At 34.5% G+C, this 13,814-nt stretch carries 16 protein-coding genes; 6 read left to right on the top strand and 10 right to left on the bottom strand.

From position 1 onward, the window contains the following. Positions 1-43: 43 nt before the first annotated feature. The gene (locus HND39_01495) at positions 44-1,396 is read left to right on the top strand and encodes an acetyl-CoA hydrolase/transferase family protein (protein ID QKJ97841.1); all 1,353 of its coding nucleotides are present in this window, start codon (positions 44-46) and stop codon (positions 1,394-1,396) included. A gap of 2 nt (positions 1,397-1,398) precedes the next feature. Beyond that, positions 1,399-2,088, top strand: coding sequence for a diadenosine tetraphosphatase (locus tag HND39_01490; GenBank protein QKJ95042.1), 690 nt, complete (start codon positions 1,399-1,401; stop codon positions 2,086-2,088). Between the two features lie 19 nt (positions 2,089-2,107). Here the strand turns inward: HND39_01490 and HND39_01485 are convergent, their stop codons facing one another. From HND39_01485 to groES, 4 genes are all read right to left on the bottom strand, one after another. Further along, on the bottom strand, positions 2,108-3,793 hold the full coding sequence (locus tag HND39_01485; protein QKJ95041.1) for a hypothetical protein: 1,686 nt from the start codon (positions 3,791-3,793) through the stop codon (positions 2,108-2,110). Positions 3,794-3,802: 9 nt separating this feature from the next. Beyond that, positions 3,803-4,522: an ABC transporter ATP-binding protein gene (locus tag HND39_01480; GenBank protein ID QKJ95040.1), complete on the bottom strand. Its 720-nt coding sequence runs from the start codon at positions 4,520-4,522 to the stop codon at positions 3,803-3,805. A gap of 150 nt (positions 4,523-4,672) precedes the next feature. Next, positions 4,673-6,304: a chaperonin GroEL gene (gene groL, locus HND39_01475; GenBank protein ID QKJ95039.1), complete on the bottom strand. Its 1,632-nt coding sequence runs from the start codon at positions 6,302-6,304 to the stop codon at positions 4,673-4,675. Between the two features lie 38 nt (positions 6,305-6,342). Then, the gene (gene groES / locus HND39_01470) at positions 6,343-6,639 is read right to left on the bottom strand and encodes a co-chaperone GroES (GenBank protein ID QKJ95038.1); all 297 of its coding nucleotides are present in this window, start codon (positions 6,637-6,639) and stop codon (positions 6,343-6,345) included. Positions 6,640-6,829: 190 nt separating this feature from the next. On the opposite strand from groES, the gene HND39_01465 reads away from it, so the two are divergent. Both HND39_01465 and HND39_01460 read left to right on the top strand, forming a co-directional pair. Continuing rightward, positions 6,830-7,621 carry a CPBP family intramembrane metalloprotease gene (locus HND39_01465; GenBank protein ID QKJ95037.1) on the top strand — a complete coding sequence of 264 codons (792 nt, stop codon included), beginning with the start codon at positions 6,830-6,832 and terminating at the stop codon, positions 7,619-7,621. A 9-nt stretch (positions 7,622-7,630) separates the two neighbouring features. Continuing rightward, a complete protein-coding gene (locus tag HND39_01460; GenBank protein QKJ95036.1) occupies positions 7,631-8,347 on the top strand; it encodes a pyridoxine 5'-phosphate synthase in 717 nt (238 codons plus the stop codon). Positions 8,348-8,368: 21 nt separating this feature from the next. Here the strand turns inward: HND39_01460 and HND39_01455 are convergent, their stop codons facing one another. The 5 genes from HND39_01455 to HND39_01435 all read right to left on the bottom strand — a co-directional run bounded on the left by HND39_01455 (position 8,369) and on the right by HND39_01435 (position 12,303). Further along, entirely contained in the window at positions 8,369-9,763 is a 1,395-nt protein-coding gene (locus tag HND39_01455) for a nucleotide sugar dehydrogenase (GenBank protein QKJ95035.1), read from the bottom strand. A gap of 20 nt (positions 9,764-9,783) precedes the next feature. Next, positions 9,784-10,374: a GNAT family N-acetyltransferase gene (locus HND39_01450; GenBank protein ID QKJ95034.1), complete on the bottom strand. Its 591-nt coding sequence runs from the start codon at positions 10,372-10,374 to the stop codon at positions 9,784-9,786. 104 nt (positions 10,375-10,478) lie between these two features. Next, positions 10,479-11,063, bottom strand: coding sequence for a DUF1579 domain-containing protein (locus HND39_01445; GenBank protein QKJ95033.1), 585 nt, complete (start codon positions 11,061-11,063; stop codon positions 10,479-10,481). A 42-nt stretch (positions 11,064-11,105) separates the two neighbouring features. Beyond that, a complete protein-coding gene (locus HND39_01440) occupies positions 11,106-11,537 on the bottom strand; it encodes a hypothetical protein (GenBank protein QKJ97840.1) in 432 nt (143 codons plus the stop codon). 94 nt (positions 11,538-11,631) lie between these two features. Beyond that, entirely contained in the window at positions 11,632-12,303 is a 672-nt protein-coding gene (locus HND39_01435; GenBank protein ID QKJ95032.1) for a hypothetical protein, read from the bottom strand. Between the two features lie 106 nt (positions 12,304-12,409). On the opposite strand from HND39_01435, the gene HND39_01430 reads away from it, so the two are divergent. Next, complete coding sequence (locus tag HND39_01430) at positions 12,410-13,204, top strand: TIGR02757 family protein (GenBank protein ID QKJ95031.1); 795 nt, start codon at positions 12,410-12,412, stop codon at positions 13,202-13,204. 69 nt (positions 13,205-13,273) lie between these two features. Beyond that, a complete protein-coding gene (locus tag HND39_01425; protein ID QKJ95030.1) occupies positions 13,274-13,477 on the top strand; it encodes a four helix bundle protein in 204 nt (67 codons plus the stop codon). Here the strand turns inward: HND39_01425 and HND39_01420 are convergent. Continuing rightward, positions 13,474-13,683 (bottom strand): hypothetical protein, encoded by a 210-nt coding sequence (locus HND39_01420; GenBank protein QKJ95029.1) that lies wholly within the window; start codon positions 13,681-13,683, stop codon positions 13,474-13,476. The genes HND39_01425 and HND39_01420 overlap by 4 nt on opposite strands. Positions 13,684-13,814: the final 131 nt, after the last annotated feature.

Here is a 13,814-nt window from a genome sequence, read left to right as displayed (position 1 = left end):
TCCCGGTTTATATTTAATCAGGGTGAGAAAGAAATTAGAAACAATGTTGACAGTTGAAGAAATAAGAAAAAAGAATTTACCTGCTAATCTTTACAATATTTATAGTAGGAAAGTAACTTCGTCAGATGAAGCAGTAAAGAAAATTAAATCGGGTGATAATATTGTAGTTCAGCCCGGATGCGCAGTTCCGTTAGAACTTATTCGAGCGATGGTAAGACGGAAAGATGAACTCGAAAATGTTACTATATATCATATTCTGATTGTTGGTGAACTTCCGTACGTTAATCCTGGAATGGAGAAGCACTTTAAACACAAAGCATTTTTTGTTGGAGCCAACGTTCGCAAATCTGTTCAGGAAGGTAGATCTGAATTTATACCGATATTCTTATCAGAAGTACCCCTTCTTTTCAAAAGAAATATTATTCCTGTTGAAATAGCATTGCTTAATGTTTCACCGCCGGATGAACATGGATTCTGCAGTTATGGAGTAGATGTTGGAACGATTAAATCTGCTGCGGAAAGAGCTAAAATTGTTATTGCTCAAATCAATCCTGAAATGCCTCGTTCACTTGGTGATAGCTTCATACATATCAATAAAATTCATCATATCGTTGAACATTCAGAACCAATACAGGAATTACCTCAGGTTGATCCAAATACAACTGAAGAGATGCTTCAGATATACGATGCAATCGGAAAAAACACAGCCGAATTAATTGAGGATGGCTCAACTTTACAGATGGGCATTGGTGCAATTCCTGATTCAGTAATGAAATATTTGCATACCAGGAAAAATCTTGGTATCCATACTGAAATGTTTTCGGATGGAATTATTCGGCTTGTTGAAGAAGGGATTATTAATGGTGAAGCAAAGAGTATTCACCCGGGTAAAATAATTGCAGGATTTGTATTGGGAACAAAAAAAGTTTTCAATTTTATTAATAATAACCCAATAATTGAATTTCATCCGCAGGAATATGTAAACGATCCGTTTGTCATCGCACAGAATAAAAAAATGGTGGCTATAAATTCAGCCATTGAAATAGATATAACCGGTCAGGTTTGTTCTGATTCAATCGGTACAAAAATTTTCAGCGGTATCGGCGGTCAGGTTGATTTCATTAGAGGAGCCGCACATTCTGAAGGTGGTAAACCTGTTATTGCATTACCATCAATTACAAAAGATGGAAAAGTTTCCAGAATAGTTCCGCAATTAAATCCTGGTGCTGGTGTCGTAACATCACGCGGCGATGTTCATTATGTAATAACCGAATATGGAATTGCTCATCTGTTTGGAAAAACTTTAAAGGAAAGAGCAAGAGAACTTATCAAGATAGCACATCCGAAGTTCCGCGATGAATTAACAAACTATGCAAGAGAAACAAGACATATCTAAGTATGGTAGCAGTAATTGGGGACATCCACGGTTGTTTTCATACATTAAGAAAATTGTATGATTTGATATTAACAAAATATCCTGACATTCCTGTTTGCGCTGTTGGAGATCTTGTTGATAGGGGAAAGTTCAGCTATGAAGTTGTTGAATTTATTAAAAAAAATAAAATAACTTTTACAGCCGGCAACCACGACTACATGTTTTACTATTTCATAAAGCATCCATCAAGTATGCTCGGAAGATCCTGGGTATTTAACGGTTCTGAAACCACACTCGATTCATATAGCAATCGATTTGTGGAAATGAACAAGCATCTTAACTTCATTATTAAAGCACCATTGATTCTTGATTTGAGTGATTGTTTCATTTGTCACGCCGGTATCTCAAGTTATTATACGAGGAAACTCGGTAAACATCCGCTCGCAGATAAACAAAAACTTATAAGTATCATAGAAAAGGACTTGAATACAGACCGCGGAATTCTTTGGACACGAGATAAGTTGTTAAACCTTGGGAAACTTCAGGTCGTAGGTCATACTCGTTTTCAGGATATAACTTATGATGAAGGTAGTGATACAGTTTATATTGATACTGCTGCTTGCTCGGGAAATAAGCTCGGAGCCGTGATTATTAATGAAAGCAGCATTGTTGATAAATTATCTGTACCCACTGATAAAATAGATATCACTTAAAATTTTCAATCTTACTCCATCAGACATCACAAGTAAAATTTTTTATTCCTCTGTCAATGCTGATATATGTTACTATGAACGCAATTGTTCCGAGTAAGACTGTTGTGTAAAGTAATTGTGAAACTGATGCAAAGCTTCGCTTATCCAACGCATTAAAATAATTTGTCAACGGCGCAAATAATATTATGATTAAAAATACCAGGTACACCAATGTGAATAAGAATGTGAATGAAGCGCCCTGCGATGAAGCTACCCGTATGGGATTCTTTTCTTTATAGTTTGCATAAGCCGCACCCATCCCAAAATTAAAAGAGACTAATGTCAGCGTGATAAATGCAGTATTCAATTGTGAGATAATTGCCAGAACAATCGAAAATTGATAGTTCGATACAAAGTTTAGTACTTGTCCGATTATAAAAATAACCGAAAAATAAATTGTAAGTCTTATCATCATAAGTTTTTTATAATTCAACGGTGCGCTTCTTATTTTCCAGACTGCTTCACCTTCAAGGCTTACCAGAGGAAAAATGAACCTGAGTGACAATGAAGCGATTAGAAATACAACGAACAGATAAATTATTAGATATATAAGTGTTTTTAGATATACGTTGTAAGAATTCAATATCAATATATCAATGTTCGAAATTGATAATATAAAAATCGTAATTAGAAATGTCATAACTAGAAAATGCGTCCATTGACTCGGATCTCTTATGAACAAAAGTATTTCTCTTTTTATTAACGCTTCATGTTTTGGCTTCAGTGTGGAATTCTTTTCAAGAGAGAACGAGGAATTGTGCTGATTCTTTTTTTTAATTGAATGTTGATTGGAAAAATTCAGGAATGTCATCCACGCCTTATAAAACCATTTTCCAGAAAGAAATAGAGCAAAGAGGAAAAGCAAAATTGAAAAGACAATCAGTAAGTATATTGACCAACCTGCTGCTAAATACTTACCGGATGAAATCCAGTAAAGTGCATCTGCGACCCAATGATTTGGCAAAAACTTTATAACCGGGCTTTCAAGAAACCCAAAATTGTTATTAATGTTCGGGAAATATTCGAAGATTTGTGTGACAAGTTGAACCGGGCTGCTGAATAAATAAAAAAGAATTGTCACTGAAACGTAAACAGCCGAAATAGTTATCAGGACTTTTCTGACACCAAACTTTCCGGATAAACGCATAATAATTAAAAGTGAAATTGCACCAAGAGTTCCGGCTAAAAACATAAAAGGTAATATCAACACAATAACAGAAAACGGAATAAAATACCAGGGGAGCTTGAAGTAATATGTATAACCTGCCAATGCAGAGGTGACCATTAACAAAAGAGTAGAAGAGCTATAAAAGAAATTATCAAGAAATTTCACCAGAAATATCTTTACAAATGAAACAGGTTTTGTTAACAGAAAAGCAACCTCTCTGTTTTTGAAAAATGTGGAATATGAAACCACAATATTTCCTACGTTAACAGTCATAAAAAAAATGAAAAGCACGATGAAGATGAACCGATGAAGTAAATACATCCCGATTTTTACATCTTCCATTAAGTATTCAATGATGTTTTGTGTAAAGAAAAATGTACCGATGGCAAACACAACATATACAACGGAAGCAAGTAAACTTTTAAAGATTGAATTGATGCTGAGTTTACTTTGTTGATTCAGAAAACCGCGTAGCTTGAATTTGATTATGTGAATCACTGCGAGCATCTATTTTGTCATATGTAAAAACAATGATTCGAGGTTTTGATGATCTGTGCCCTTAATTTTTTCAACCTCATCCTTTTCATCTTCAAAAATCATTTTTCCAGCTTTAATAATTCCAATTCTTGAACAGATCTCTTCTGCAACATTCAAACTGTGAGTGGACATAAAGACTGCTACTCCCTCCGCTGCTTTTTCTTTCAATACATTCTTTACAATAAATGCACTTTGAGGATCCAAACCGATCATTGGTTCATCAACTAAAAGTAATCGCGGGTCACTGAGCAGAGCAGACGCAATTGCAATTCTTTGCTTCATACCTTGTGAATATTCCTCGGTACGTTTGTCAATCCAATCGTCAATTTTCAACAGATCAATTGTCTCATCGACTTTAATCCGTAACTTAATCTTGTCAATATCATAAAGACCGCCGCAGAAATACAGATATTCCTTGCCGGTCAATTTCTCATAAAGAAAAGGCTGATCTGGGATATAGCCAATCAATCTTTTTGCTTCAAGATGATTTTTCTGAATATCATAACCACCAATGTTTACCGTTCCATTTGTAGGTGAATATAAACCTGTGATTATTTTAATAGTTGTAGTTTTTCCGGCGCCATTTTGCCCTAAAAATCCGAAAAAGTCACCTGCATTAATTTCAAGGTTGATATTATTTACCGCAGTAAAATTTCCAAATTTTTTAGTGAGGTTTGATAATCTGAGCATTTAATGAGAAATCGTCTTTATTTTTATGATTTATTGTAAATTCTTGTCAAAACGCATTGGATTTCAACAAAACTCAGACCAAGAAATGTTAAAAAAAAACAAAAGGCGGAAAATTTCCGCCTTTGTTGGACTTATTATTGAATCCGTGGATTAATACATATCACCCATACCACCACCATGAGGCATTGGCGGCATTGCTGGTTCTTTTTCTTTCTTTTCATAAATAACGGCTTCAGTGGTAATTAATAATGATGAAACTGAAGCAGCATTTTCTAAAGCGGTTCTTGTAACTTTAGTTGGATCAATAACACCAGCTTTAATCAGGTTCTCATACTTTTCAGTTTGAGCATTAAATCCGAAATCATCTTTGCCTTCTTTAACTTTCTGTAATACAACTGAACCTTCAACGCCAGCGTTGTTTACAATCTGCTTAAGTGGTTCCTCAAGAGCTTTCTGAATTATTTTCACTCCGGTGGTCTGATCTATATTTTCACCCTGTACTTTATCGAGAACGTTAATAGCTCTCACTAAAGCAACACCGCCTCCGGCAACTATTCCTTCTTCAACTGCTGCACGGGTAGCGTGTAAAGCGTCTTCAACACGAGATTTTTTCTCTTTCATTTCTACTTCAGTTGAAGCACCAATTTTCAATACTGCAACTCCGCCGGATAGTTTTGCTAACCTTTCCTGAAGTTTTTCTTTATCGTAATCGGATGTTGTCTTATCAATTTGTGCTTTTATTTCATTAATTCTTTTTTTGATGTCATCTGTTTTACCAGCGCCCTCAACGATAGTTGTGTTATCTTTATCAATAACTACTTTCTTTGCAGTACCAAGATAAGATATGGTAGCATTTTCTAATTTGAATCCTCTCTCTTCGGAGATAACAGTACCATTAGTTAATGTTGCTATATCTTCAAGCATTGCTTTTCTTCTATCACCAAAACCGGGAGCTTTTACAGCTGCTACCTTTAGGGTTCCACGGATTTTATTTACAACCAAGGTTGCCAGAGCTTCGCCTTCGAGATCCTCTGCGATTATAAGTAAAGCTTTACCTTGCTGTGCGACTTTTTCCAGCACAGGAAGAAGATCTTTCATTGCTGATATTTTTTTATCGTGAATGAGAATCATTGGATCTTCAAGTTTTGCTTCCATTGATTCAGCATCTGTTACAAAGTATGGAGATAGATATCCACGATCAAATTGCATTCCTTCAACAACTTCTAAAGAGGTGTCAGTTCCTTTTGCTTCTTCAACAGTAATGACACCATCTTTACCAACTTTTTCCATTGCATCAGCAATAAGATCACCAATTGATTTGTCGTTATTCGCAGAAATTGCTCCAACCTGTGCAATTTCATTTCTACCTTCAACATCTTTACTGATTGATTTCAAATACTCAACAACTTTATTAACCGCAACATCAATTCCTCTTTTCAAATCCATTGGATTTGCGCCAGCGGTTACGTTTTTCAAACCTTCTCTATAAATTGCTTGAGCCAAAACAGTTGCTGTTGTCGTTCCATCGCCAGCAACATCGCTTGTTTTGGATGCAACTTCTCGAACCATCTGTGCACCCATATTTTCAATATTGTTTTCAAGTTCAATTTCTTTTGCTACAGTAACACCATCTTTAGTTACAGTTGGTGCTCCGAATTTCTTTTCAAGAATTACATTACGACCTTTGGGACCGAGTGTAACTTTTACAGCGTCTGCCAGTTTATCGACACCAGCTTTCAATCCGCTTCTTGCATCAGTGTTATATTCAATTAATTTTGCCATAGTTATTTATCCTTTTTTGTTTTCAAATTTCTTATTAATTAAGGAACTATTGCGAAGATATCACTCTCACGCATGATGAGATATTCCTCGCCATCTATCGTAACTTCAGTTCCACTGTACTTTCCATAAAGAACTTTATCTCCAACTTTGACTGACATTTTAACCAGCTCACCACTATCTGCAACTTTCCCCGGACCTGATGCAACAACAGTTCCTTCAACTGGTTTTTCTTTGGCTGTATCAGGAAGGATTATACCTCCTCTGGTTTTTTCTTCTGCTTCGGCTGGTTTAACAACAACTCTGTCAGCAAGTGGATTGAGTTTTAGTTTACTCATTTTTTACTCCTTATTTATTATTTTAAATTTATTAGCACTCTGAAAAAGAGAGTGCTAAAATAACGTTCTGATCAATTTTTGTCAAGGTGTAAAAGTTTAGATTTCTGCAATACTGATAACTTTTATGTGATTTATAACAAATGAGACTTATATTTACCTCCAGCACATTTTATTCTAATTGGATATAGAATTGAGAGTTTCTGACTTTAAAAGTGAAATCAACCAGCTTGTCGAAATCATTCGTAAGATGGATAGAAAAGTTATTGTAATTTTTCTATCAGTTGCTTTCATACAAACTATCTCATGGTACTATGCTTCAAGAAATTTTTTCAGATTTAATTTTTTCCCGCTCTATCAAAATGATCCAAATGTTTATCTGTACGAATATCTTTACTGGTTTGTATCTGATTTTATAACGTTGTTTCTTCTTTCAATTCTGATTATAAAATTTGTTCTTAAAGAAGAAATTCAAGAGTATGGTTTGCGGATTGGTGATTACAAAGCAGGATTACAGTTTTCAGCGATATTTCTTGTCGTTATGATTATGATTATTTGGTTCATTTCAGCAGCTCCGGATTTTGCAGATAAATATCCACATCTTCAATCGACAAAAAATAGTTGGAAAGAATTTTATATTTATGAAGCCGGAATGCTATTGTATATGATTAGTTGGGAATTTATCTGGCGTGGTTTTATGCTTTTCGGATTAAAAGAAAAATTTGGTTATTACTCTGTGCTGATTCAAATGATTCCTTTTGTAATTTTACATAATGGAAAACCGATTCCTGAAACATTTGGTGCAATTGCCGGCGGTATTGCATTGGGGATACTGGCGTTCCGGACAAATTCTATTTATTATTGTATTATTACTCATATCGGTGTAATGTATTCAATAGATTTAATTTCAACATTGAGATATCGTGCTAATGATTATGGTTTCGGAGTAGAATCATTATTTAATATCATTACTAAAATCTTTTAGGGAGCTTTTATGAGATTTACTTTAAATATTGATCATGTAGCAACTTTAAGAAATGCAAGAGGTGAAAACCAACCAGACCCGATAACTGCAGCGCTGATTGCAGAGCAGGCTGGAGTTGATGGAATTGTTTTTCATCTAAGAGAAGATCGAAGACATATCAATGAAAGGGATGTGAGACTGCTTCGTGAGCTTGTCACAACAAAGCTTGATTTCGAAATGGCAGCGGTTCCTGAAATTATCAAGATTGCCTGTGATGTTGGACCAGAATTAGCAACACTCGTTCCTGAAAAAAGACAAGAACTAACAACAGAAGGAGGATTAAATGTTATCGACAATTCCTCTTTAATAAAGGCAACTATTGAGGAACTCCATACCTCAGATATCGATGTTTCAATATTTACCGAGCCGGATATACTTCAAATTGATGCATCAGCAGAATTAGGTGCTGACTTTATTGAGATTCACACAGGAGTGTTCGCAAATGCATTAACTGAAGAAGAACAGTTTGATGAACTCGAGAGAATCAGAGGTGCTGCAAAGCATGCAAAGAAACTTGGTCTCGGAGTTAATGCTGGTCATGGTCTGAATTACCAGAATATCAAAATTTTCAGAGAGCTTGATGACATTGACGAAGTAAGTATTGGTCACTCAATAATTGCACGAGCAGTCTATGTGGGAATTGAAGAAGCTGTGAAAGAAATGATAAGGCTCATCAATCATAAATAATCAATCGATGAGCCAAAAATATTAATCTTCTTTAAAGTGAATCAAAGGTGGTTTACCAATAAGATGAACTTCAAAACCAATTTTAAATAACTTCTCGTGGTCAAGAATATTTCTCCCATCAAAAATGAATGCAGGCTTTTCCATATCCGCATAAATTTTTTCGTAATCTAACTTCTTGTATAAATCCCATTCAGTAATAACAGCTATTGCGTGTGCACCTTTTGCAGCTTTGTAAGGATCTTCCTGATATTCTATATCATTTCCGTATTCCTTCAAATCATTTTTTGCATTTTTAATTGCTTTGGGATCTGAGATTACAACCTTCGCTTTTTCAGTCATCAATTTTCTTGTAACATATAATGCTGCTGTTTCTCTTGTATCGCTTGTATTGGCTTTAAATGCAAAACCGAATAGCGCGATTCTCTTATTAGTGATAGTGTTGAACATTGCTTTCATAATGGTTTGAACAAACCGGTTCATTTGATAGTCATTCATCTTAACAATGTTTTCCCAATATGTGGCAACCTCATTCAATCCAAAAGTTTCACATAAATAAACGAGATTCAAAATATCTTTCTTAAAGCATGAACCACCAAAACCAACACTTGCGTTTAAGAATTTATCACCGATCCTTGTATCCATTCCAATAGCTTTGGAAACCTCGCGCACATCAGCATCTACTTTTTCACACAATGCTGAAATGGAATTTATTGAGGATATTTTTTGTGCAAGAAAAGAGTTTGCCACGAGTTTCGACAATTCTGAACTCATCTGATTGCTTGTAACAAGATGGCTTCTTGGAATCCAATTAGCATAAATCTCAACGATTTCATTTCTTGCTTTCAATCCACTTTCAGTTTCCTTTGAGCCAATTAATACTCTATCGGGATTTTCCAGATCTCTGATCGCAGTTCCTTCGGCGAGAAATTCAGGATTGGATACTACTTCAAATTTTAATCCTTTGTCATTAAGACTCAATATTCTTTCCATTGCAATGGCTGTTTTTACAGGTAATGTGGATCTTTCGACAATAATCTTATCTGAATCAGCAATTCTTAAAATATCTCTGGCAGTTTTTTCCCAATATTGCAAGTCAGCACTTTTCCCGGCGCCTTCACCAAAAGTTTTAGTTGGTGTATTTACTGAAATAAAAATGATATCCGATTCTTTGATACCTTTCTCAACGTCTGTGGAGAAAAAAAGATTCTTTCCTCGGCAGGATTTTACTAATTCAAGTAAACCAGGCTCATAAATTGGTAAGTCATCTGTTTGCCAGGCAGCAATCTTTTCAGGCATAACGTCAACTACTGTTATTTTATACTGAGGACATTTATGAGCAATCATTGCCATTGTTGGACCACCAACATAACCTGCGCCAATACACAATAAATTTTTCTCGAATTTTTTATCTGTCATTACGATCCTATCTAATTGATTTATATAATATATCTCATTATAGGTCTGGTTTCAGACCTTCTTTCAAGTTCTTTAAATCCTGCTTTTCTGAATGCTGATGCTAAACCTGTCCAGGCAAATACATCAGCAGTTTTTCCGGATTTTGGTTCGACCGGATAACCTTCAATAATTTTTCCTTTATTCATTTTTACAAATGTTATTGCTGCATTCAGTAATTCCAGGCTCAAACCTTTTTTACGAAATTCTTTCTGAATAAAAAAACATACGATTGACCAGACTGGTTTTTCATCAATTCTTTTAAGCACTCTTGAATTTTCTAGCACCGGAAAATCTTCTCGCGGCGCAACTGAACACCATCCAACGGGTTTATTATTGTCATAAGCGATTATTCCCGGAACGGTTCCATTATTAACGAGATTTTTCATTATCTTTTTTGTACCAGAACCACGCTGCAAATCATAATCTTTTCTGCGCATTCGCCAATACATACACCAGCAACCAGCACACGCACCTTTTTCGCCAAACAAGTTTTCGAAATCTTTCCAGTTAATTTTTGTGACGGGATAAAATTTGAATTTTGATTTGAGTTTTATTTTCAAGTCTTTATTCATTCGCCAGTATTTTTCATATCACGATAACAAATTTAAACATAACCCTCATATACTAAAAAAGTCAGGAAGTTATTCTTCACCTAAATGATGAATATGATGTTAATTTATTGTCTGAAAAATTCTATTTCCATTAACTTAGATTCTTCTCCATCAACGACAATATACATTTCAAGCAAGTGGTGATCGTTATCTAAATATTTATAGACTTCTCTGAAATTAACATTCGATTTACTCATCGGATCAACCATAGTGCCTTTCAAATTAATTGATTTCGTGCTTTCGTCATAACTTCCATTTGCGATTGCTGTACCTGTTCCGATATTATCAATCCAAACTGCAGTAAATTCCTGAGTTGCATTATCAAAACCTATGAGAAATAATCCTTCTGTCAACATTCCCATCATAGTGGAGTTGTGCGTTGATTTTTGATATCTACCACCAAGTATCATTTCAGTTTTTCTTGTTCCTTCTGTTTCCATTGGTTCGCCTGATGCGTCCATCCAAAATCTTGAAATAGTTTTCCAATCTCCAACACTCGTTGCCAGCATTTCATGCATCGGTCCTGGTGTCATGTATTCTGTCCAGGCTTTCATTTCTTCTGCCTGAGGATTTTCTTGCTGACCATTAATGATGTTAACCGAACAGAAAAGTATTGATAAAAAAAGAAATGTCATTTTATGAATTTTCATGTTGCCTCCGTTTTTAATGAGTTTTAATGTGTTATCATTATTTTATTTAAAGAAGTATCGGGCTCCAAGTGCAGCATTTATTCCGAAATCAGTTTTTGGAGTCAGATCAAGGATTGGAACAATCTCAAGAAAAATATCTACAGGTGCATTATGAAACAGATATGCTAATCCAAACGGAACACGAACTCCAAGTTTTGTATCGTGAGCAGTTTTAATTCTTGCACCTATTCCATAATAGAATGGCAGCAAACCATCTGGAATAGTTATCAATCTCATATTATGAAATAAATAATCACCATGAATATGAAAAGCACCTTCATCAACGAATGACCATGCAAGTGCTGCATCAAAAGCTGTAGTACTTCCTGTCCAATATTTAAAACTGACACCGGTTGGTTCTCCAACAATTACACCTAAACCGATACCACTACTTTGAGCTTTTATCGTGGGCACATTTAACAGGATAAAAATCATTGCTAATATTTTAATTTTATTCACTTAATCCTCAGACTTGATTATTAATTTGTTGTAAATATATACATAGAAATTTTTCAGAATAAGTGAATAATCATTCTTTTGCACCGGCTTTTTTCAGTATGCTTATGACTTCTTCGTGATTACCCAGTTTAGCTAAATAAAGTGGAGATGATCCTTCTCCTGTTGCCTTATTTATATTTGCGCCATGTTTAATTAAATATTTAACAAGCGCAGCATCACCATTTATAGCAGCATAATGAATAGCCGTCCACCCCATCGCACTTTTTTTTGTTAAAGCAGCATTAATATTTGCACCTTTTTTTCTCAGAAGATCACACATTTCAATTGTTACTTTACCAGATGACACACCGAGTGATGCCTGAAGGAAAGCAGTCATTCCATCATTAGCAGCACTGTTGACATTTGTATGATTTTCGATTAGTATTTTTGCATTTGGCAGTGAATTACTCGCAGCCCAGAGAAGTGCAGTTTTTCCTTCTTTGTCTTTGAGATTTACATCGGCACCATTACTTATTAAGAACTCAACAATATCTTCATAGTAATAATAGCTGCTTGCAATCATTAAAACAGTTGTGCCCGAAGTTTCATCCTGAATGTTTATATCAACTCCTGATTGAAGCAGTTGATTTATTTTCGCAGTATCTTTTTCGATGACGGCATCTGCAAGTTGATGAAATTGTTGGGGGAAAATTGAATTTATTCCAAAGAAGAATAAAACTAAAATTAGTTGCTGAGTTTTCATAATTTTATTTGATTTGAATTTCAAGAATTAATTAAAACTTAAGACTTATATTTTAAAAATCATTTAACAATAAGATAATCTTATAAACCTATAATACTTCAAATTCATGACGCTTCACGATAAACTTGAATATCATTACAAAGCCTTCGATAAAACAAAAATTGAACCAGACCCACTTCAATTCCCGCATCGATTTAACGATGAAAATGATATTGAAGTAATGGCATTCATAGCTTCGGTTTTTGCTTTTGGAAATATGAAGCAAATAATAAGCTCGCTTAATAAATTTTTACTTATTTGTAATAATAAACCTTACGAATTTATCAAAAAAAGTTCTTTGCAAATATCAAATTCACACAAATCATTTACGCATAGATTTTATTCTTCGGAAGATATATTCAACTTTTTTCAGTTGTTAAAAATCGCTTATGACGAGTTTGGTTCACTTAACAATTTATTTCTTGTCGGAAACAATGCTGGGGAAGAAAATCTTAAAAACTCTATCACATTTTTCAATAAATATTTTCTTGAAAAAGCAAATGAAAAATTCAGGACATTAAGCAGAGGAATAGCTTTTATGTTCCCATTACCTGAAAAGGGAAGTGCCTGCAAACGAATGAATCTTTTTCTTCGCTGGATGGTTCGAAAAGATGAACTCGATTTTGGTTTATGGACCTGCCTGTCCGGCAGGCAGGATGAAATTCCAACTTCAAAACTTATTATTCCTGTTGATACTCACATTGCCAGAATCTGTAAGCAGCTCAAATTGACGAAAAAGAAAAATGTAAGCTGGAAAATGGCAGAGGAAATTACCAACAATCTAAAAAAGTTTGATCCAAATGATCCTGTAAAATATGATTTTGCGTTATGCCATATCGGAATGAGAAAGCAAGTCTTCTAATTTCGGATGGCAGATTTTCGATTTCGGATTTAATCATCAAATAAAATTATCATTTAGAAAGGTAAAAGAATGAATCGAGATGAACTGAAAAAGAGAACAAAAGAGTTTGCACTTCGAATAATCAAACTTGTCAATGCACTACCAAATAATTCAGCTGGTCGGGTTATTGGGAATCAATTGCTTAGATCAGGAACATCTTTAGGTGCAAATTACAGGGCTGCTTGCAGGGCAAAATCCAAATCTGACTTCATTTATAAAATCAATATTGTTTAAGAAGAAGTTGATGAATCTGCATTTTGGTTAGAACTAATAATTGAAAGCGGATTGTTGCCTAAAACTAAGATTGAATCTTTATTGAAAGAAGCCGATGAACTTACTGCAATATTTGTATCAACAAATAAAACAGCTAAATCAAAAAGATAAATTTTAGTTCGTAAATCCGAAATCCGAAATCCGAAATCTGAAATCTGAAATCGCAAACTATTATATCTTCGTTTAATAAGAAATCTTAAATAATGTAAAAAAATACTCGTTTAACTTGTTGATGAGCTATTAAAAGCTGTTTATATTTGTTCGTTAATTTTTGAACTCAAATCCGTTTTACGGAAAA

Source organism: Ignavibacteriota bacterium (genome assembly GCA_013285405.1).
Lineage (GTDB): Bacteria > Bacteroidota > Ignavibacteria > Ignavibacteriales > Ignavibacteriaceae > IGN2.
Note: the sequence above shows the minus strand (reverse complement) of the source record. Positions and strands in the feature narration are given on the sequence as shown.

What these genes read in the sequence shown, in the direction of transcription:
- HND39_01495 (QKJ97841.1), top strand. Translation starts at nt 44, where the DNA reads ATGTTGACAGTTGAAGAAATAAGAAAAAAGAATTTACCTGCTAATCTT.
- HND39_01490 (QKJ95042.1), top strand. Translation starts at nt 1,399, where the DNA reads ATGGTAGCAGTAATTGGGGACATCCACGGTTGTTTTCATACATTAAGA.
- HND39_01480 (QKJ95040.1), bottom strand. Translation starts at nt 4,522, where the DNA reads ATGCTCAGATTATCAAACCTCACTAAAAAATTTGGAAATTTTACTGCG.
- groL (QKJ95039.1), bottom strand. Translation starts at nt 6,304, where the DNA reads ATGGCAAAATTAATTGAATATAACACTGATGCAAGAAGCGGATTGAAA.
- groES (QKJ95038.1), bottom strand. Translation starts at nt 6,639, where the DNA reads ATGAGTAAACTAAAACTCAATCCACTTGCTGACAGAGTTGTTGTTAAA.
- HND39_01460 (QKJ95036.1), top strand. Translation starts at nt 7,631, where the DNA reads ATGAGATTTACTTTAAATATTGATCATGTAGCAACTTTAAGAAATGCA.
- HND39_01455 (QKJ95035.1), bottom strand. Translation starts at nt 9,763, where the DNA reads ATGACAGATAAAAAATTCGAGAAAAATTTATTGTGTATTGGCGCAGGT.
- HND39_01450 (QKJ95034.1), bottom strand. Translation starts at nt 10,374, where the DNA reads ATGAATAAAGACTTGAAAATAAAACTCAAATCAAAATTCAAATTTTAT.
- HND39_01445 (QKJ95033.1), bottom strand. Translation starts at nt 11,063, where the DNA reads ATGAAAATTCATAAAATGACATTTCTTTTTTTATCAATACTTTTCTGT.
- HND39_01440 (QKJ97840.1), bottom strand. Translation starts at nt 11,537, where the DNA reads ATGATTTTTATCCTGTTAAATGTGCCCACGATAAAAGCTCAAAGTAGT.
- HND39_01435 (QKJ95032.1), bottom strand. Translation starts at nt 12,303, where the DNA reads ATGAAAACTCAGCAACTAATTTTAGTTTTATTCTTCTTTGGAATAAAT.
- HND39_01430 (QKJ95031.1), top strand. Translation starts at nt 12,410, where the DNA reads ATGACGCTTCACGATAAACTTGAATATCATTACAAAGCCTTCGATAAA.
- HND39_01425 (QKJ95030.1), top strand. Translation starts at nt 13,274, where the DNA reads ATGAATCGAGATGAACTGAAAAAGAGAACAAAAGAGTTTGCACTTCGA.